General features: G+C 44.1%; 19 protein-coding genes. 8 read left to right on the top strand and 11 right to left on the bottom strand.

Translation table 11 applies throughout. From position 1 onward, the window contains the following. Window positions 1-121: 121 nt before the first annotated feature. The 4 genes from AAAT93_RS03725 to AAAT93_RS03710 all read right to left on the bottom strand — a co-directional run bounded on the left by AAAT93_RS03725 (window position 122) and on the right by AAAT93_RS03710 (window position 3932). Entirely contained in the window at window positions 122-601 is a 480-nt protein-coding gene (locus tag AAAT93_RS03725) for an HD domain-containing protein (RefSeq protein WP_021985312.1), read from the bottom strand. Next, window positions 585-1916 carry a bifunctional folylpolyglutamate synthase/dihydrofolate synthase gene (locus AAAT93_RS03720; RefSeq protein WP_227572977.1) on the bottom strand — a complete coding sequence of 444 codons (1332 nt, stop codon included), beginning with the start codon at window positions 1914-1916 and terminating at the stop codon, window positions 585-587. Before AAAT93_RS03720 ends, AAAT93_RS03725 begins: the two co-directional genes overlap by 17 nt. After that, window positions 1917-2993 carry a polysaccharide deacetylase family protein gene (locus AAAT93_RS03715; protein ID WP_021985314.1) on the bottom strand — a complete coding sequence of 359 codons (1077 nt, stop codon included), beginning with the start codon at window positions 2991-2993 and terminating at the stop codon, window positions 1917-1919. Between the two features lie 150 nt (window positions 2994-3143). Continuing rightward, a complete protein-coding gene (locus tag AAAT93_RS03710) occupies window positions 3144-3932 on the bottom strand; it encodes a hypothetical protein (RefSeq protein WP_021985315.1) in 789 nt (262 codons plus the stop codon). 101 nt (window positions 3933-4033) lie between these two features. Here AAAT93_RS03710 and AAAT93_RS03705 point away from each other — a divergent pair, with 101 nt between their 5' ends. Both AAAT93_RS03705 and AAAT93_RS03700 read left to right on the top strand, forming a co-directional pair. Then, window positions 4034-4936, top strand: coding sequence for a hypothetical protein (locus AAAT93_RS03705; protein WP_021985316.1), 903 nt, complete (start codon window positions 4034-4036; stop codon window positions 4934-4936). Between the two features lie 93 nt (window positions 4937-5029). Beyond that, entirely contained in the window at window positions 5030-5377 is a 348-nt protein-coding gene (locus AAAT93_RS03700; protein ID WP_021985317.1) for a hypothetical protein, read from the top strand. Window positions 5378-5436: 59 nt separating this feature from the next. On the opposite strand, the gene AAAT93_RS03695 is transcribed toward AAAT93_RS03700, so the two are convergent. Then, entirely contained in the window at window positions 5437-5802 is a 366-nt protein-coding gene (locus AAAT93_RS03695; RefSeq protein ID WP_117780579.1) for a hypothetical protein, read from the bottom strand. A gap of 176 nt (window positions 5803-5978) precedes the next feature. Between AAAT93_RS03695 and clpX the strand changes: the two genes are divergently transcribed. From clpX to proC, 4 genes are read left to right on the top strand one after another with little or no spacing between them, the layout of a single operon-like run. Next, on the top strand, window positions 5979-7352 hold the full coding sequence (gene clpX, locus AAAT93_RS03690; RefSeq protein WP_021985319.1) for an ATP-dependent Clp protease ATP-binding subunit ClpX: 1374 nt from the start codon (window positions 5979-5981) through the stop codon (window positions 7350-7352). A gap of 24 nt (window positions 7353-7376) precedes the next feature. Continuing rightward, on the top strand, window positions 7377-7715 hold the full coding sequence (locus tag AAAT93_RS03685) for a P-II family nitrogen regulator (protein ID WP_021985320.1): 339 nt from the start codon (window positions 7377-7379) through the stop codon (window positions 7713-7715). Next, window positions 7712-8419 (top strand): glycerophosphodiester phosphodiesterase, encoded by a 708-nt coding sequence (locus AAAT93_RS03680; protein WP_021985321.1) that lies wholly within the window; start codon window positions 7712-7714, stop codon window positions 8417-8419. The genes AAAT93_RS03685 and AAAT93_RS03680 overlap by 4 nt, the downstream gene beginning before the upstream one ends. Before the next feature lie 32 nt (window positions 8420-8451). After that, entirely contained in the window at window positions 8452-9249 is a 798-nt protein-coding gene (gene proC, locus AAAT93_RS03675) for a pyrroline-5-carboxylate reductase (protein WP_117780582.1), read from the top strand. 82 nt (window positions 9250-9331) lie between these two features. On the opposite strand, the gene AAAT93_RS03670 is transcribed toward proC, so the two are convergent. Then, the gene (locus tag AAAT93_RS03670; RefSeq protein ID WP_196020311.1) at window positions 9332-9778 is read right to left on the bottom strand and encodes a DUF6465 family protein; all 447 of its coding nucleotides are present in this window, start codon (window positions 9776-9778) and stop codon (window positions 9332-9334) included. Window positions 9779-10048: 270 nt separating this feature from the next. On the opposite strand from AAAT93_RS03670, the gene AAAT93_RS03665 reads away from it, so the two are divergent. Next, entirely contained in the window at window positions 10049-11071 is a 1023-nt protein-coding gene (locus tag AAAT93_RS03665; protein WP_227572976.1) for an acyltransferase family protein, read from the top strand. A gap of 87 nt (window positions 11072-11158) precedes the next feature. Here the strand turns inward: AAAT93_RS03665 and AAAT93_RS03660 are convergent, their stop codons facing one another. From AAAT93_RS03660 to galE, 5 genes are all read right to left on the bottom strand, one after another. Next, window positions 11159-12922 carry an ammonium transporter gene (locus AAAT93_RS03660; RefSeq protein WP_117780585.1) on the bottom strand — a complete coding sequence of 588 codons (1764 nt, stop codon included), beginning with the start codon at window positions 12920-12922 and terminating at the stop codon, window positions 11159-11161. Window positions 12923-13249: 327 nt separating this feature from the next. Then, the gene (locus AAAT93_RS03655; protein WP_021985326.1) at window positions 13250-14344 is read right to left on the bottom strand and encodes an HD domain-containing phosphohydrolase; all 1095 of its coding nucleotides are present in this window, start codon (window positions 14342-14344) and stop codon (window positions 13250-13252) included. A 15-nt stretch (window positions 14345-14359) separates the two neighbouring features. Continuing rightward, window positions 14360-16525 carry a DUF342 domain-containing protein gene (locus AAAT93_RS03650; protein WP_227572975.1) on the bottom strand — a complete coding sequence of 722 codons (2166 nt, stop codon included), beginning with the start codon at window positions 16523-16525 and terminating at the stop codon, window positions 14360-14362. A 19-nt stretch (window positions 16526-16544) separates the two neighbouring features. Continuing rightward, window positions 16545-16703, bottom strand: a complete 159-nt coding sequence (locus AAAT93_RS03645) for a hypothetical protein (RefSeq protein ID WP_181985513.1) — start codon at window positions 16701-16703, stop codon at window positions 16545-16547. Window positions 16704-16949: 246 nt separating this feature from the next. Further along, complete coding sequence (galE, locus tag AAAT93_RS03640) at window positions 16950-17975, bottom strand: UDP-glucose 4-epimerase GalE (protein ID WP_117780600.1); 1026 nt, start codon at window positions 17973-17975, stop codon at window positions 16950-16952. Window positions 17976-18507: 532 nt separating this feature from the next. Between galE and AAAT93_RS03635 the strand changes: the two genes are divergently transcribed. Continuing rightward, window positions 18508-19743, top strand: coding sequence for a 6-phosphofructokinase (locus AAAT93_RS03635; RefSeq protein ID WP_227572974.1), 1236 nt, complete (start codon window positions 18508-18510; stop codon window positions 19741-19743). Window positions 19744-19764: the final 21 nt, after the last annotated feature.

Raw genomic sequence — 19764 nt, 5'->3', positions numbered from 1 at the left:
TTGTACAAATCAATTTGTAGTTGTTTTTATCAAGTTTTGTTTTTTGTCAATTTCTTTACACCCGTCATAAACAAAAAAGCAGCCGTTTTTTTCCCGACTGCATTCTTCTTGTATATGAAACTTAATATCGAATTGTATGGTTCTTCTTTTCCTCTGACCAGTAACACTGTTCCTGCACGGGGCAGTCAAAACAGTTTCTAGACTGCTTATCCGCATCATACAGCAATGTTGCAAGCGATCTTGCCTGCTCACTCGGTGCCTTATGTCTGCCGATTGCATCACAGATTTCAGCACATTCATGCTCTGTATATCCACATGCCAGAAGGATAGGTCGTGCCAGCTCGGCTCCCGCCTCATGATGGGATTTCCCGGAAGCATACTCCTCACATCTTCCGATATCGTGCAGCAATGCCATTGCATAGATCACATCCTGCCGGAAGGAAAGTCCCTGTTCCAGATTCTTTATATATCCGATTCTTGCCACATCCAGACTATGCTCGATTCCATGCAGGCAGAACACACGCGTGCGTTCCTGCTCCCTGATCCGACGCATATACACCTGAAATTCCGGATGCGCGAGAATTTTATCTACTCGCTCCATTGTTTTCATCTCCGCTTTCTAATTGCAGATACTCTGCCAGAAAAGATAACGAACCACTCACGAGAATGACACCCGTTTCTCCCGCCTGTTCTCTTGCCTTTTGCAGTGCTTCCGCGCTCGTATCCGCAAGCTGGACCGGTACGCCCTGCGCCTGTATCAACGGTGCCAGAATCTCTTTCGGCAGGCCGCGCGGTGTATCTGGTGTGATCACAACTGCCGCTGCCATCGTCGGTGCCAGAATCTCCACCATCTTCTCGTATTCCTTATCTTTCAGTACTCCTATTATATAGATTACCCTGCGGTTTGTAAAATATTTTTCCACCGATGTACGCAAATATTCCCACGCTGCTACATTGTGCGCACCATCCACATAGATATACGGATGCTCCGCCACCTTCGTCATACGCCCCAGCCATACCGTCTGTGCGATTCCCTTATGAATGGCTGTTTCTTCTATATATAGTGTACGCAGCACCGTGATTGCTGTCTGTGCATTCGCAATCTGATGCTCTCCTAAAAGCGGGATATGATATGGTTGTTGCCGTTGATCCATATCCGCATCCATATTGGATTCATCTGGATTCGTTCCACAATCCACCACCTCAGTGCCATCCAGATTCATCTGCACAACTTCCCAGTCTGATGGATTCACTTCTATATAAGAAGCATGTTGTACTTCGCATATCTCCCGTAATACTTTCGATACTTCTGGCACCTGCGGTGCGGAGATCACAGTTGTATACGGCTTGATGATACCTGCTTTCTCTGTTGCAATCTTCGTCAGAGTATCGCCTAAGAACTGCATATGATCCATGCTGATCTGTGCGAACACGCAGATTTCCGGTTTTGCAAGCACATTCGTCGCATCTTGGCTTCCACCCATGCCACATTCGAGCAATACATAGTCAGCGTGGTTTCTCGCAAAATACAGAAGCGCAACCGCCGTCTCAATCTCGAATACAGTGGGACTGGCAAACCCATCCGTCTCCATTGTCTCGATCACCGCTGCAACCTCTGTGAGCAACACCGCAAATTCATCCTCTGTCATATAGCGTCTGTCAAGCTGGTACCGTTCCAGATACGTCAGAATTGTCGGGGAAATATATCGTCCCACATGATACCCTGCAGCAAGCAGGCTTTCCTGTACAAACGCAAAAATAGAGCCCTTCCCGTTTGTCCCGGCGATGTGCAGTGTCCTGCACGCATCCTGTGGATTGCCGAGTCTCCGTAAGAGCTCCTTTACCTGTGTCAGGCCAGGTACAATGCCCAGCCTGCTTTTTTCTTCAATGTAATTTTGTGCTTCTAAGTAGTTCAATTATTTGTCTCCCTTATATTCTACATGCTGCACTGGCTTTGTAGAATCATCAATCGGACAAATCTCATATCCTTCATCCTTCAAAGTCTGGATCAATGCCGGAAGTGCTTCGATCGTTGCATGATTGTTCTGCAGATCATGCATCAAAATCACGGAATCGCCGGCATTGGCATGTACATACCCAAGTATATTATCATTTAACTCACTTGGTGTCAAAGATGCATCCACTGCATCACCTGACAGGGAATTCCAGTCATAATAAACGATACCCTCGTCATGCAGATATCCGATCAGATCCTGAATATCTACCTTACTTACCTGGTTCGAACTTCCACCCGGGAAGCGGTACAGATGCGTATCCACACCTGTCTGTTCCTGTATGTAATCGTGAATCTTCGTCACGTCTTCCTCGAAGCTTTCCTGACTTGCATATACCTGATCGTACACATGACTGTAAGAATGCATTCCGATCGAATGTCCTTCGTCAACGATCCGCTTGTAATACTGCTGTGCTTCCTTATCATCATTGTAAACAACAAAGAATGTTGCCTTCACATTGTTTTCCTTCAACACATCCAAGAGTTCTCCGGTGTATGTACTTGGTCCATCATCGAAAGTCAAGTATACTTTCTGTCCATTGTAGTACGTCTGTTCCGGTACATCACTGGCTGCTTCCGTCGTCGCCTCTGCATCGTCCGTGGTTTTGTTTGAACCATCGCCATTGTCTGTCAGAGCTACGTGCACACCTTCCGAACCCTTTCCAAGATCTCCATACGCCATCTGCTCACTCGTCATCGTCTCCGTCGATTCATCGATCAGTCCGATGTTTGTACTGACCAGATTCTTTCCTTCCTCCACCCGGTCAACCAGATTCTCTATCCGGTGATCGAGCCGGTTCATCTTCACCATCAGGAACATACACAACGTAATCGGGATCGCACATACGACCAGAAATGTTACCATCAACATCCGCTTAAAGCTCCGTACCTTTCGTTTGTGTGTGTTTGCCTCTTCCATCTCTTGTGCTTCGGAAATTTCTTTCTCATATTCAGTTAAAGTTTTTTTCTTGTCTTCCATAAAATTTTCCTTTACATTCTCTATATATTGTGGTACATTACTTATGTAATACAAATTACCATTTGCAGCCTTGGGACATTCCCGAAAAAAAGGTTGCAATTTTTATATTATAAAATTCTATGAGTTATGTCAAGTAAATTTTATTTTTTCTTAATCTTTTGTAACACTTTTGTAATATAATTCCCGCCACTTACGGCCTTCCTCCTGCATACCCTGTGTCAGTTTTGCCAGCTCGTCATATTGCTGTTTATACCGCTGCTCCATATTTTTTACTGTTGATTTCAACCGTGACTCATAATCCTCCTGCGTCTTTCGAATTGCTTCATTATAATTCTTATCATTTTCTTTACATCGTTTTTCAAGTTCTTGCATTGTCTGTTCTTTACATAATATATATTCCGACAGACTTATGTCTCCTAGTCGTGATACATCCACGGCATATATCCGCGGTTTGGCTTCCGTTGCTAATTTATATAGAAGATAACTGACTTCTCCGTGCTGTAAAATCTCATATCGTTCAATCCTCTCTGTACCATATACCAATCTCTGAACCTTCCTCTCTCCCAGTGGATTTATCACATACAGACTATCCGTGCCATTTCCCGGATCTGCCATGCGATACCATACATAAAGCTGTGTCCGTTCTCCTGCGACTGGTGCGATCCGAACCGTAGAGATACTCCCCCAGTCGTCACCCTTCACGAGTACCAGTCGTCCTTCCGCAAAAAGCTTATCCCACATTAAAACATTTTCTGTGTTGACATATGCCACATAGATTTCATCCTCCCAGAACAGACTTACACCACAGGAATGATAATCCCGGCATAAACTGCCCCATTGCACTGTCCTGCCCGTCCCAATCACCTGTGCTAAGATCTGATTTCCCTCCTCATAAAGTAAAATCCGTTTATCTCCTTTCCATCTATAAACCGCTTCCACGTTTTCCTCCCAATTCTTTCTTTTACAAATATATTGCCGGAATCGAACAAAAATGCATATTCTGAATATATTATTGTAAGCATATTTGAAAGGAAACGAACATGTCTAAATGCTGTGGCTGTAACAAGAAAGTCTTAAGTAATGCAGTTGCTAACAACACCGATTCCTGCACATGCAGCTTAACAGATAACTGTACCGATGTATGTGTCACACCTCAATGTGGTGACCCAAAGCTGCTCACGGTACTTGTTCCTGTTATCTACGACGAGATTGGCATCAATGTATGCCGGACAATTCCGCTTGCAACCCTGCTTGCAGATTATCCAACAGCAGCATATATCCGGGCAGAGGTTACAAACATCACCTTTGCAACAGGGGCAGCACCTTCCGTAACAATCAAGCCGATTGCCGGACGTCCAAACTGCTACGAGCTGACACTCACAAACCTGACTGTGGATTTTGTCATCTATGTCTATGACTGTTGCAAACGGCTGCTTGCAACCCTCCCTGTCACAGGTGTTGTCTATCTCCCTTCCGCAACAACCGATCCGGAATACGATGAAGATACCAATCCAACTTCCGTAACGATGCAGTTGTTCGCACCATATGGAGTCACCTACACGGATACGACTGTAGCAACACCAAACCTGAACTTTATCGGATTCCTCTCCACGAACGGAACGGTTTCGCAGGGACTGAATCTGATGGCAATGTCCAAAGTATTAAACTTCGATATTGCAAATGCGGAAATGACGGTAGGACTTACCCTGATCGTGAAATCCATCTACTACAACCAATACCGGATCCCTCACAACGGAAAAGCGATCGTATCCAAGGGCACACTGGCAAGTCCGGAGGAGTCTGTCTGCATGAGTTTTGTAAGCGGAAGCCTCTTAGACCGGAACATCAAGCCATTGGAGCTTTGCAATCCGCTTGACCAGAAGCGAAACTGCGAAAGCTGTACCGATCCCGATGACTGCACCTGTCTGACACCGTCGGATTGAATTTCAAAAATTACCGGAAATTGGTAAAATAATCTCCTTATTTAGGTTCATACTATTTTTATAGAATGAAAACTAGATAAGGAGTGTTTTATTATGAAGAAATTTAAAACAACCGCTGCCATTGCAGCAACTGCTATGATGCTTTCTATCTGTATGTGTGGATGTGGTATGGATGAGACGAGCAAGGATAATGCAACCACTTCGGAACAGACACAGATGACAACCGAAAATAACAACGCAACTGGCGGAAATGCAACAAATTCCAATGGCGTTGGAAATGGAATCAAAGATGCCGCGGACGGTGTCGGCGAAGGTGTCAAGGACGCAGCAGAAGGCGTTGGTGAAGGCGTCAAGGATGCTGCCGAAGGTGTCGGAAATGGTGTCAAGGATGCTGTGGACGGCGTGGAAGATGCCGTAGATGGAAATCAGAGTAAGCGATAATAACAAAGAAAAAGGTTCCGCCTGTGGTATAGTTTTCATACCGCAAACGGAACCTTGTTTTATTTTTTATCGTCCGGTTTCACCTGAAAGGATGGCTCGATCTTATTCATCATCCGGTCATATTGTTCGTACATTTTCTGTACACTGTTTTCTAATAGGTAATAATGCATCACATAAGGAATCAGCAGCACCAAAAGCGCAAACACAAGCGCAACGATGATCAGTGAGCCGCTAAAATTCAAATACAAGATTGAAATCACAGTTGCCAATGCAAACAGTGCCATGACAATAAGGTGTACCTGCCGCTCATGTGCAAAAAACGCGATCTGTACAAGATGCTTTTCCTTCTCATGTTCCCAGTCGACATCCTCTTTTTCTAACAGCGCATCAATATATGCCAGATATTCAGTAATTCGTTTCTTCATATTTCATTCCTCCAGACCATATAGCTATATTTGATTTTTTCGTTTCCTTATTGTATTTCTGTATTCACTTTCATTTCTTCATTATATCGCTGTCTGCATAAATATTCCATAGTCATATGTATATTTCCGTGCTATAATAAAGGTGCATTTTTATGCGCATACATAAGGAGGAAATTATGCCAGACAACAACGGAAATAATCAGAATAACAACGACGATGATGAGTACGAAAAGTATTGCTATCTCTGTCGCAGACCGGAATCCGAGGCCGGTCCATTTATCCGGATGCCGGGAAATATGTATATCTGCAACGACTGTATGCAGAAAAGTTTCGACTCCTTCAACAACGGAGCGATGCAGTTTTTAGACCTCTCCAAGATGCCGAATATCAACATGTCGCAGTTCATGCCATTTGATGATATCCCGACTTCCCAGAAGGTCAAAAAGAAGAAAAAACAGAAGGAAGAAAAGGAACAAAAACCACTCACAATGGCAGATGTTCCAGCCCCACATAAGATCAAGGCAATGCTTGACGAATATGTCGTCGGACAGGAATACGCAAAGCGTGCCATGTCCGTTGCCGTCTACAACCATTACAAGCGTGTGATCACAGACACAATGGATGACATTGAGATTGAAAAATCCAACATGCTCATGCTCGGGCCTACCGGCTGTGGTAAAACCTATCTGGTTCAGACGATTGCCAAGATTCTGCAGGTGCCACTCGCAATCACCGATGCGACCACGCTGACTGAGGCTGGTTATATTGGCGATGATGTAGAAAGCATTCTCTCCAAACTTCTTGCCGTTGCGGACAATGATGTTGAAAAAGCTGAGCGTGGAATCGTCTTTATCGATGAGATCGATAAGATTGCGAAGAAGAAAGAGACGCGCAGCCGTGATGTCAGTGGAGAGTCTGTACAGCAGGGACTTCTGAAGATCTTAGAAGGTGCCGAGGTTGAGGTACCTGTCGGTTCCGGTAGCAAGAATGCCATGACGCCGATGACAACGATGAATACACGGAATATCTTATTTATCTGCGGTGGTGCATTCCCGGATATCGAGGACATCATCAAGCAGCGTCTGAACAAACAGTCTTCTATGGGCTTTGCCGCAGACCTGAAGGATAAATATGACAAGAACGATAACCTGATCAAGGAAGTAACAACGGAAGATCTGCGTGAATTCGGTATGATTCCAGAGTTCCTTGGTCGTCTCCCAGTGCTTTTCACTCTGGATTCGCTGGACAAGGACATGTACATCAAGATCTTGAAGGAGCCAAAAAATGCAATTCTCAAACAGTACAAGAAACTGCTTGCATTGGATGAGGTAGATCTGGAATTCGATGACAGTGCCTATGAAGCAATCGCAGAAAAAGCGATGGAGAAAAAGACAGGTGCCCGCGCACTCCGTGCGATCATCGAGAAATTCATGATGGATATTATGTATGAGATTCCGCGCGACGATAACATCGGTCGTGTTACCATCACCGGCGATTATATCAATGGCAAAGGCGCACCGATCATCGAATTACGTGGTACCAATATTTAAACGACAGGATCAGGAGGTATCAAGATGAAAAAAGTGGAAGTGATCATCCGACCTGAGAAGCTGGATGACATGAAAGAGATTTTGGATGAATGCAGCACAACCGGAGCTATGGTCAGCAATATCATGGGCTACGGTAACCAGAAGGGATATAAGTCCCAGCACCATAACGGCGATTATTTCGTCAATCTTCTCCCGAAACTGAAGGTTGAGACCGTTGTCTCCGATGATGTATGCGAGAAGTTGATCGCCATGGTTACAGAACGTATTCCAACCGGAAGTTATGGGGATGGTAAGATTTTTGTATATGATATAGAAGATGCTGTACGTATTCGTACCGGAGAGCGCGGAGATGATGCTCTATGATGACTGCGATCATCGCACATCGGGGTGCTTCGGCACTCGCCACCCACGAAAACACATTGGAGGCGTTTCAGATTGCGATCAATCTGCAGGCAGATTTTGCAGAGTTTGATATCCGTCGAACGAAGGATCATCAGTTGATTGCATTTCACAATCCAGATTTAAACGGCACGGATATCCGCCAACTTACCTATGACGAAATCTGTAGAATCACCGGCACGCACGGTTACCGGGTTCCGCTTTTACAGGAAGTATTGGAGCTGTGCCGTGGAAAAATCAAGCTGGATATCGAGTTAAAAGAAACTGGATATGAACAGAAAATCATTGATCTGGTGGAACGCTATTATGATTACTCCGATTATATGATGAAGTCATTTATTGACCGTTCGGTACTTCGTATCAAGGAGATCGATCCGAACATCAAAGCGGGGCTGCTGATTGGGACACCACGTAACACGATTATCCACCGGTTAAACGAATATTTTCCGCTTCACCGGTTACATGTATGCAAGGCAGATTTTATCTCCCCGCATTTCCAGTTCGTGACACGGGAATTTCTCCTGCGCATGCATCTGCATCGCAAAGAAGTTTATGCATGGACAGTCAACGATATTGCAAAAATGAGCAAACTTATCCGCAAAGGTGTCGATGGTATCATCACCGACCGACCGGATTTTGGATTACAGGCACGCATGGCTTTTGAATAATCAGATAGACAAAACAGAAAGGATGAACAAGCATGAAATACAAAGTTGGATTTATTGGTTGTGGAAATATGGCAAGCGCCATTATCGGCGGATTGAAGGCACACGCTGGAATCGATGCTTCGGAAATCATCGCAGCAGATGCATCGGAAGCTGCACGTGAGAAAGCAAAGGAAACCCTTAGTATCTGTACAACTGCATCGAATACGGAAGTATCCACACAGGCAGACGTATTATTCTTATCCGTAAAACCTCAGTATTACGAGACGGTGATCGCAGAGATCCAACCAACGCTCCCTGCCGGGCAGATCATCGTTACGATCGCACCGGGCAAGACACTGGCTTGGCTTGGAGAGCGGCTTGGTGATGTAAAGATCGTTCGTACCATGCCAAATACACCAGCCCTTGTCGGAGAAGGCATCACAGGTGTCTGCAAGAACAACCTTGTCACAGAAGATGAATTTGCATATGTATTGAAATTACTGAGTAGCTTTGGACTTGCCGAGGCAATCCCTGAATCCCTGATGGATGCTGTTGTCTCTGTCAGCGGCAGTTCGCCAGCTTATGTATTTCTGTTTATCGAAGCGATGGCTGATGCAGCAGTAGCCGATGGTATGCCACGGGCACAGGCATATAAATTCGCAGCCCAGGCGGTACTCGGAAGTGCAAAGATGGTTTTAGAGACTGGAAAGCACCCTGCAGAACTCAAAGATATGGTATGCTCTCCTGCCGGAACCACTATCGAAGCGGTTCGTGTCTTAGAAGAAAAAGGATTCCGCGGGGCTGTCATGGACGCCATGAAAGCCTGCACTGCAAAAGCGAAGGGAATTTAACACCCTTCGTCTTGATAAAAAAGAAGCACTCGGTCAATTTCATCGAGTGCTTCTTTTTTATGAAAGGTTTTGGGAATACAAATTATAATGAGAAAGAACCCTCTGTTCCATCTGCTGTATAGTATACCATATTTGTCTCTGGCTGATAGTATACGTTCAACTCCTTGATTGCTTTCTTTCCACTTGCCTCTGCTGCCTTTGCTGCGATATCTTGTGTGGAAACCTGACCACCCTGATACTCAACAAAAAGCTTTACTGCCTTAGGAGCGGTTGCCTTAGCTGGAGTTGCTTTCTTTGCAGGTGCTTTCTTAGCTGGAGCTGCTGCCTTCTTTGCTGGCTCTGCTTTCTTAGCTGGAGCTGCTGCTTTCTTTGCTGGCTCTTCCTTCTTAGCTGGAGCTGCTGCCTTTGCAGGTGCTGCCTTCTTTGCTGGAGCTGCTGCTTTCTTTACTTCTTCCTTAGCTGGAGCTGCTGCCTTTGCAGCTTCTACCTTTGCCATAGTTGCATCAACTGTTGCTTTCTTTACTGCCATGATCCATTCCTCCGTAAATATGTATGTATATTTTTTAGTAATACTATGTTGTCTTTGATTTCTTTTGTTGACATGATATTACGCCACTTTCCTTGAATTTGCAAGGCTTTTTGGGATTTTCTTAAGTATTTACCAATGGATTTGCGCTTTCATGAAAAAAAGAGGACATTTTGCACAATGATTTTCTATTGACTTTTCACCCCGACAAGACTACTATAAACGACGGCTTTTATTGTCTGTAATTGATTATATGGAAAAGGAGTTCTTTCTATGTCTACGCAAAAACGGAACATCTGGCTGGACAATGTAAAAGGATTTTTGATCATCTGTGTTGTCGCTGGACATTTTTTAGAGAGCGGAATTGATTATCATTCCAACATGTGTAAATCTTTATTTTTGTTTATTTACAGTTTTCACATGCCTTTATTTGTATTTGCAAGTGGATTGATGTGCGAGCATGCGATTCAGACAAAGGAACGCTTCTGCAAAAAACTTGCGAATTTTGCAGGTCTGTATGTCCTGTTGAAGCTGCTGATCTTTCCATTCCAACGGCTGACCAGTCCCGGACTTACATTTTCACTTGTGAAAACCGACGGCGTTCCGTGGTACCTTTTCGCCATGTGTGTATTCTATACATGTGCCTATCTGCTTCGCCATGTCGATAAGCGCAAAATCTTAGCCATCGCAGTTTTGGCTGCACTTCTGGCTGGCTATGACAACGGAATCGGGGATGTATTTGCTTTTTCCCGGTGTCTTGTATTCTTCCCATGGTTTGTGCTCGGGTGGACGTGCAATGTGGACAAATTAGAATACCAGCTTCACCGTCCGGTTATGCAGATTCTTGCACCGGTGACCGTCCTTGCATTTTTTATTATTTGCCGTTTAAATATTGACAGTTTTTACATCTTCCGCCGCTTCTTCACCGGCAGAAGTTCATATGAAGCCCTGTTGGACGATGCTGGTGAGGTCGGTATTTTATTCCGGCTATCCGCATATATGATCACATTTATTATTGGTGTATGTATTTTAAGTATCATCCCAAGGCATAAGATATTCCATTTAGATGCTCTCGGAAAAGAATCCATGTCGATTTATTTCTTCCATCGTCCGGTTCTCTTCTATCTGGAATACGTGGAGACATATCCGTTCCTGTATCAGCATTTTCATGGATGGGCAAATATTTTATGGCTTATCATCGCGATAATTCTCGTGATCATACTTGCACAGCCACTGTTCGAAAAGCCATTCAAAATCTACAATGCGTGGATTCAGCAAAGGGTTCATGTTTCCTGAATCATCTTGTATCCGGTGAAACCTTATAGCAAAAGGCGCCTTGCACATCACATGCAAGACGCCTTTCTTTATATGTAAGGAAATGATTTAGTTTTCTCCCTGCAAAGCATCGTAGCCTTCTTCTCCGGTACGAACCTTGATTACATTTTCGACACCATAGACGAAGATCTTACCATCACCGATGCTACCAGTATAAAGTGCTTTCTTTGCTGCCTTTACAACGGTAGCAACCGGAACCTTGCTGACAACGACTTCCACCTTTACCTTCGGAAGCAATGTCATATCCATCTTAACACCACGATAGTACTTCGTCTGACCCTTCTGGGCACCACATCCAAGTACCTGTGTGACTGTGATACCTGTTACACCGGCATCATTCAAAGCATTCTTCAGATCCTCAAACTTATTCTGCTTACATATGATAGAAATCTTTGTAAGCTTGACATCCGAAGCAACACCTGTGCCACCACTCATAACCTGAACCGGAACTGCCTCATCCTCAGGGACTGCATTCTCCGGAATCGCAGGAGTTGATACCGTTGTCGTGCCATCGCTGCTGATGTGATCGCCATATGTCATGAATCCTGCATAAGCTGTCTCAAGTCCATGCTCGGTTGCATCCAGACCTGTGATTTCCTCCTCAGCGGATACACGCAGGCCGAAGATTTTCTTGATTAAAAGGAATGTGATTGTAATTGTAACAGCTGTCCATGCGGCTGTTGCAAGCATACCTGTCAACTGAATACCAAGGAGCTTGAATCCACCACCATAGAAAAGGCCAAGTAATTTGTCACCATTTGCATCTGCAAGAGAATAGGTAGGTGTACTGTCTGTTGCGAAAAGTCCAACTGCGATCGTACCCCAGATACCATTCATCATGTGAACGGCTACGGCACCAACCGGATCATCGACACGGAGTTTGTTATCAAGCAGCCATACACCAAATACTACGAGTACACCGGATACCGCACCGATGACAATTGCGCCAGTCGCATCTGCAACATCACATGGTGCTGTGATCGCTACCAGACCTGCCAGAGATGCATTCAGACACATAGATACATCCGGCTTACCATAACGGATCCATGTAAAGATCATACATACGACTGTTGCAACGGAAGGAGCAATCGTTGTTGTTGTGAATATCGCACCAAGCTGCGGAACTGATGTTGCGGCTGCACCATTAAATCCATACCAGCCAAGCCACAGGATAAATACACCAAGTGCACCAAGTGCCAAGTTATGTCCTGGGAATGCGCCAACCTTGATGCTTCCATCCTTCTGCTTCTTGAACTTACCAATACGTGGTCCAAGGATTGCTGCACCGATCAGGGCACAAATACCACCAACCATGTGGATACAGTTGGAACCGGCGAAATCGTGGAAGCCCATCTTAGACAACCAGCCGCCGCCCCATGTCCAGTGTGCTTCAATCGGATATATGACTGCGGAGATTACTGCGGAATATACACAGTAGGATAAGAACTTTGTTCTCTCTGCCATCGCTCCGGATACGATCGTTGCTGTCGTAGCACAGAACACTAAGTTAAATACGAAGTTTGACCAATCAAAATTTGCATAATTTGTGAAGATATCAAATCCAGGCTTACCAACGATACCTGCCACATCCTCACCTAGGAACAAACCGAAACCGATCAGGATAAACATCACGGTACCGATACAGAAGTCCATCAGGTTCTTCATGATGATGTTACCAGTATTTTTCGCTCTGGTAAATCCTGCCTCCACCATCGCGAAACCTGCCTGCATCCAGAACACCAGTGCCGCACCGATCAAGAACCAGACGCCGTAGACTTCACTTGAAATCGCATTCATAATTTCTTCTGTCATAATCATTTCCTCCTCTTTTTGTTTCTTTCTTTTTGTTAAGTCCGCTAGCTTTCCTTACTCAACATGTTGTCATTATACTTAATAAAATTAATTTGTCAAACAGTTTTTTCCAGTCAAAATATCAATATTTATATTTATATCAAGCAAATTAATCGTTTTACTTATGATTATCAAGCGCATATGCAGCTTTTATTTAATATAATAAAGTGAGATTGTAAAATCTCCACATGTTTTTAAGTTGTACTAGAAAAAGAGAAGTGAAAACGTATTTTCACTTCTCTTTTTCTGTGTTTTATGCTATTTTACTTGTTTTTATCAAGTATGCTCTTATTTTCGGAAACTCTTATTGGCAAGTTTTTCGAATGCTGGACGTACCTTTCTAAACGACTCCATCAGCTTCGGTGAAAATACACCACATTCTCCGGTGATAATCATCCGATATGCATCTTCCTTTGAAAACGCATCCTTGTAGCACCGCTCATTGACAAGTGCATCGTATACATCCGCAACTGATACAAGCTGGGCGCAGATTGGAATCTCATCACCAACTAAACCATCTGGATATCCCTTACCATCATAACGCTCATGATGATGGCGGCAGATCTCATACGCATATTTCATCGTGTCATCGTTCCAATCCTCCTTGATGGAATCAAGTAGTTCACATCCACGGATCGTATGGGACTTCATATATTCAAACTCTTCTGATGTCAGTCTGCCCGGCTTCAATAAAATACGGTCTGGAATCGCAATCTTTCCAATATCATGCAAAGCGCTGACAGACTCAATGATATCAATCTTCTCCTTTGTCAGTTCGTATTCTGGATAATCCTCCATTACTGCCTCTGCAAGAATCCGGGTGTATCCCTTTACTCGCTGGATATGCTCTCCACTTTCTGTGCTTCGATACTCGACAACCGTACCAAGCATTTCAATGATCTGCTGGTTCTTCTTCTTCAGATGCTCTGCCTGGATCTGCAAGGTGCGATATGCTTTCCGCAATACGTTCGTCTGCTCAGCCACCTTGTCTTCCAGCTTTAATTTATAATCAAAAAATTCAGCTGTATTTTTAACTCTCTGCTTAATAATCGCATTGTTAAATGGCTTCGCAATAAAATCGGAAATTCCAAGCTCAAAGCACTTCTTCTGTACCTCCACCGTATGATCTCCACTGATAACCAGAACCGGAACCTTTCCGATCACCTCGCGTCGGTTCAGCTCTTCCAGCACCTGCGTCCCATCCATCTCCGGCATGACCAGATCCAACAGAATTGCAGCCATATTTTTTGCTTCCTGATCTACAATCTCAAGTGCCTGTTTTCCATTTTCAGCTTCCAGAATCGTATATTCATCTTCCAGGATTGAACGCAGTATCTCGCGGTTTATATCAACATCATCCACTATCAAAATTTTATTTCTCATTTGCTTCTCCTTCGTTTACACATTCCGTAACGATCCGATACGATTTCCTCTACTCACCAGATACACGTTCCGCATTGGTTCTGAACGCCAAATCACACCATTAATCTCCACGCTGACACCGGAATACAAATTCCCGGTAACGACTACCTTCGCAGATTTTTGTTTCTTTTGTTCTTTCTCCACTGCGTCTTTCCTCTTCTTTAATTCCTCCAATTCTGTTTTCTTTGTATAAATTGCATCCTCCAGTTTTAAATAGGTCGGATGTACATTTCGTATCACAGGTTCAAACTTCTTCCGGAACTCCTGATATGCATTCAGCAATAATCGAAGTTCTTGTGAAACCTTTTTCTCCCTACCCTGCAGGTCTACCTGCATCTGCACATTTTTGTCCTTATTTCCAAGCACAAGCCGTGTAGCAAGACTCGCCTCATTTCCGATGTTAGTTGCCTGTATCAGATTCTGCGCCTGCGCCAGTCCTCCAGCAAGTACACCATTTCGTCCTGATATCTCGATCCGGGTACCTGCATGAATCTCACTCCGCAGACAATAATTCGCACTGACCTTTCCACCTGCCCATACGCGTGCGGACTCGAAAAACATGCCCATCACATCGCCATTTGCCCGCAGGAAACCGCGTCCGGATGCATTGTTACCCTTTTTCAATATGATATCGCCACCAGCCTCGATTACCGAAGATTCGGAATATCCATCTACCAGCACATCTCTTGTCGCATGGATACTCACACCCTGTCCAACATTGCCACGTACATAGATGGAACCATCAAAATCAACATTTCCGGTTGCACATGTCACATCATCTAACACTAATACGCTGGAGATCACAAGCCGGTTATCTTTCAGCTCAATCTTTCCATTTTCCATCGCAATATATGTCTTCTTATCTTCCAATATCTGGAAACCACTTCCTGTCAGGATTGGCTTCTCCTTACCCTTCTTTGTCGCAAGGGATTCTCCCATAATTGTATAACCCGGTGTTCCCTCCTGTGCTTCATGGTAGACAGCAACCGTCTGCCCTTTCTTCACCAGTTCAAACCATTTTGCATTCTGATAATCCACGGAACCATCTTCCATCAAAACCGGATTGGATTTTACATTCGTATCAAAGAAGAATTCATACCAGCCATCTGCGCCTGCCTGTGGCATCACGCCTTTTGCCAGTGTTACGATATCGCCACTTGTCGTACCATCGCAGATTGCTTTGACAACCGCATAGTCAACACCTTTTTTGATATCTGCCTCCTTAATCGCCGAAAGCACCTCATCCTGCGCTATCGGAACTCCCGGATTTGGAAGTATGACGATTGCCTCCATACCACTCTGATTAAGCAACATATCAAAACAGGAAAATCGTTTCTTCACTGCTTCTACATTCTGGATCGGCATTTTCGTCTTTTCCAGCAAATCCAGTCTGCGCTGCCGCATCAGCTTTGTCGTGTACATAAAGCTACGGTAATAGCTGACATCTATACCTTCTTCGAGTCCATACCGGATTTCCCGCATCTGCTGCCATGAATATAACACATTCTTATATTGTTCTACATCCAAATGTTTTTCCAGTCCTAACCGGATCTCACGCATCTGCTGCCACGTGTATTCTCTGCTCGCATACACAGACACATCAATATGATGCTCCAATCCTAATCGAATCTCACGAATCGAGATTCCCCGGAAATCCGGTATCACATAGGAATCAATATCTACACCATTTTTCTTTGCCAACCGGATCTGATGCAGTTGGTCTTCATCAAACCCGTTATTGATATATACAGATAAATCGATATGCTCCAGTGTCGCCTTTCTTAACTGCTGCAGAACCCCCGCAGCCATATTCTTTTTATCCGATAAATCAATGCCTGCTTCCAGCCCTTTCCGAATCTGGCGCATCCTATCAAAAGAGATCTCGGGATCTGCGTATTTACTGACATCCAAAGACATCTCCAGTCCCTTACGGATTTCTTCCATCTGAAACCAATCATACCGGCTGTCCGCATAATAAGAGACCGGTATCTGCTCCACAAGGCCAATCCGAATCTCATGCATCTGAATTGCAAGAAATTCCGGCTTTGCATAGATGGACACATCAATGTTGTCCTTGATGCCTGCATCAATCTCTGCCTGCTGATCGGGTGTAAATTGATTTTCTTTCGCAAAATCTGCCATCTATATCTCCCTCATTTTACTATTGCATGACATTTAAATAATCTTTCAATATATTCCAATTATTACTCATATTACTATCTGGTGCTGCTACAAAGTAAAACTGCATATCAATCTGCTCGCCATTTACAGTAAATTTATTTTGTTTCGGATCCAATAATTGTTGTATCATTTTTCGCATACAACTCTATGAACTCTGTCTGCGCTGCAGTCAGACAGTTCTTTGCATTCAATGTAAAGCCCTAATTCTTATCGTTTGTTCTATTTCTCATTCAAATTCCTCCGATATATAAGTAAACCCAACTTATAATATCGGCATTCAATCCTTATTTTTTCACACAATTATACGAATTGTACCGCGAATAGGCAAAAAAAGCAACCGCTTAACACGGTTGCTTTCCTACTTTTTAATATTTTTAGTAAATTTTTACTTTTCTGGTGTATTATAGCCATCCGGATTCATAGACTGCCACTTCCATGAATCTGCACACATCTCATCAATATCATACTGTGCTTCCCATCCAAGCTCCTTCTTTGCAAGGCTTGCATCGGAATAGCAGGTTGCAATATCACCAGCACGACGAGGCTTAATCTCATATGGGATCTCCTTGCCGCACGCCTTGCCAAACGCATGGATCACATCAAGTACGCTGTATCCCTTTCCTGTTCCAAGGTTATAAATCTTGACGCCCGGATTCTCCTTGATCTTATTGATCGCTGCCACATGTCCCTTCGCAAGATCAACAACATGGATATAATCACGGACACCTGTACCATCCGGTGTATCGTAATCATTGCCAAACACACCCACGCAAGGAAGCTTGCCGATTGCTACCTGTGCTACATATGGAAGCAGGTTGTTCGGGATACCCTTTGGATCTTCTCCGATCAGACCACTCTTATGTGCACCAATTGGGTTGAAGTAACGAAGCAGGATCACATTCCATTCTGGATCTGCAAACTGGATATCTGTCAGGATCTGCTCTAACATATGCTTTGTCCAGCCATAAGGGTTTGTACAAACGCCCTTTGGACATTCCTCTGTGATAGGGATAAAGGCTGGATTGCCGTACACAGTTGCAGAAGATGAGAAGATAATATTCTTACAGCCATTCTCACGCATAACCTTGCACAGATTCAATGTACCTGCGATGTTATTCTCATAATATTCCAGTGGTTTCCGCACAGACTCACCAACTGCCTTCAGTCCTGCGAAATGAATCACGGTATCTGGCTGTTCCTTAGCAAATATCTCTGTCATTTTCTCATAATCCCGGATATCTGCCTCATAAAATGTCGGCGTCTTGCCTGTGATCTGTCCGATCCGGTCAACTGCCTTCTCGCTTGCATTGTAAAGGTTATCGACGATCACAACATCATAGCCTGCCTCAAGCAACTCCACACATGTATGGCTTCCGATATATCCGGCGCCACCTGTTACTAAAATCTTCATAGCCTGCGTACCACCTTTCTTAATTCCTTCTTTATATGTAATGCTTTTACATATTTTATATTTATCCGTATATCCGCTGGAATTCTCCAACATTTCATATTCTACCATATATATACCACATTGGGCAAATGCTTTCCACCCCATCCCGAATTATGTCTAACTATACACAAAGCTGCGAAATCCAAAAAGAGGGGAGAGAATGGATCACGCAGCTTTGTCACATAAAAAGGGGGGAGAGGGGGTAACTTCTTTTTTTGAAGTTCTCTTCTTTTGTTTATGTCATTATAATACATAAGATCAGATTTGATTGAAATTGAAAATTTTTGAATATTATATAAAATTTTTTGGATTTCTCGTTTTTTTTAGAATTTTTTATCACTTTTCGACGATGCATAGATTCGCGGATTTTAGGTTTGCTATCCCTGTATGAATATGCTAATATAATTTTGTATGGCGTAAATCAACTATAATCGAAATCATTCTTTACGTCTGATACCAAATGATTATATTTAAAGTAGAATAAGGAGTTATCATGAATAAAAACTGTATCGTTGCACAGTCTGGCGGACCAACAGCCGCTATCAATGCATCTCTTGCCGGCGTTGTTGCCGCTGCCAGAGATTTTGGAATATATGATAAAATTTATGGTGCGATTCACGGAATTCAGGGCGTGCTGAAGAAACATTTTCTGGATTTGTCAGACAAGGATGACGCATTCATCCAGAAGCTTGCACGCACACCAGCCATGTACCTCGGTTCCTGCCGGTTCAAGCTGCCAGATATGAAGGACGACGTTTCTATGTACGAAGAAATCTTCTCCATCTTTGAGGAAATGAACATCGGTGCATTCTTCTATATCGGCGGAAACGATTCCATGGATACGGTTGCCAAGCTCTCTGCTTACGCGGCTTCCATCGGCAATGATATCCGCATCATCGGTGTGCCAAAGACGATCGACAACGATCTGATCATGACAGACCATACACCAGGCTTTGGCTCTGCTGCCAAATACATTGCAAGTTCCATCCGTGAGATTGCCTATGACACCTATATTTACGATCTGGAAAGTGTCAATATCATCGAGATCATGGGACGGGATGCCGGCTGGTTGACTGCTGCTTCTGTGCTTGCAAGAAATGAATTCAGCCTTGCACCACATCTGATCTACCTGCCGGAGGTTGCCTTCGACAAGGAGCAGTTCATCACAGACTTAAAGGAAATGGTAAAGAAATACAAGAATGTCATCGTCGCTGTCTCTGAAGGTATCCGCGACAAGGACGGCAACTACATCTCTGCTACCAATGCTGCCGCTGACAAGTTCGGACATGCACAGTTGAGCGGTGCCGGAAAGACACTGGAATACCTTGTAAAGGAAAAGCTCGGCATCAAGGTTCGTTCCGTCGAAGTCAATGTTCTGCAGCGTTGTGCCGGACATATGGCAAGCATGACAGACTTAACAGAATCTTTCCTCTCTGGCAAACATGCAGTTGTCCTTGCCAAGAATGGAGAAAGCGCACAGATGGTAAGTCTGCATCGTCTGTCGAATGCTCCATACACCTACGAGCTTTCCAATACTCCGGTCAGTGAAGTTGCAAATCAGGCAAAGGAAGTGCCTGTCTCCTGGATCACGCCTGACCACCACGACGTGACCGCAGAAATGATTGCGTATCTGAAACCGCTCGTCGCCGGGGAAGTTCCAACGGACTACGCGGACGGCATCGCGGACTATTTGGATGTTTCGCATCTGACGAAAGTTTATGGGAAGTAAAACCCGTATAATAGATTGGCA

Source organism: Coprococcus hominis (ex Arizal et al. 2022), assembly GCF_040094675.1.
In the GTDB taxonomy this organism is placed as follows: Bacteria; Bacillota; Clostridia; order Lachnospirales; family Lachnospiraceae; genus Coprococcus_C; species Coprococcus_C hominis.
Note: the sequence above shows the minus strand (reverse complement) of the source record. Positions and strands in the feature narration are given on the sequence as shown.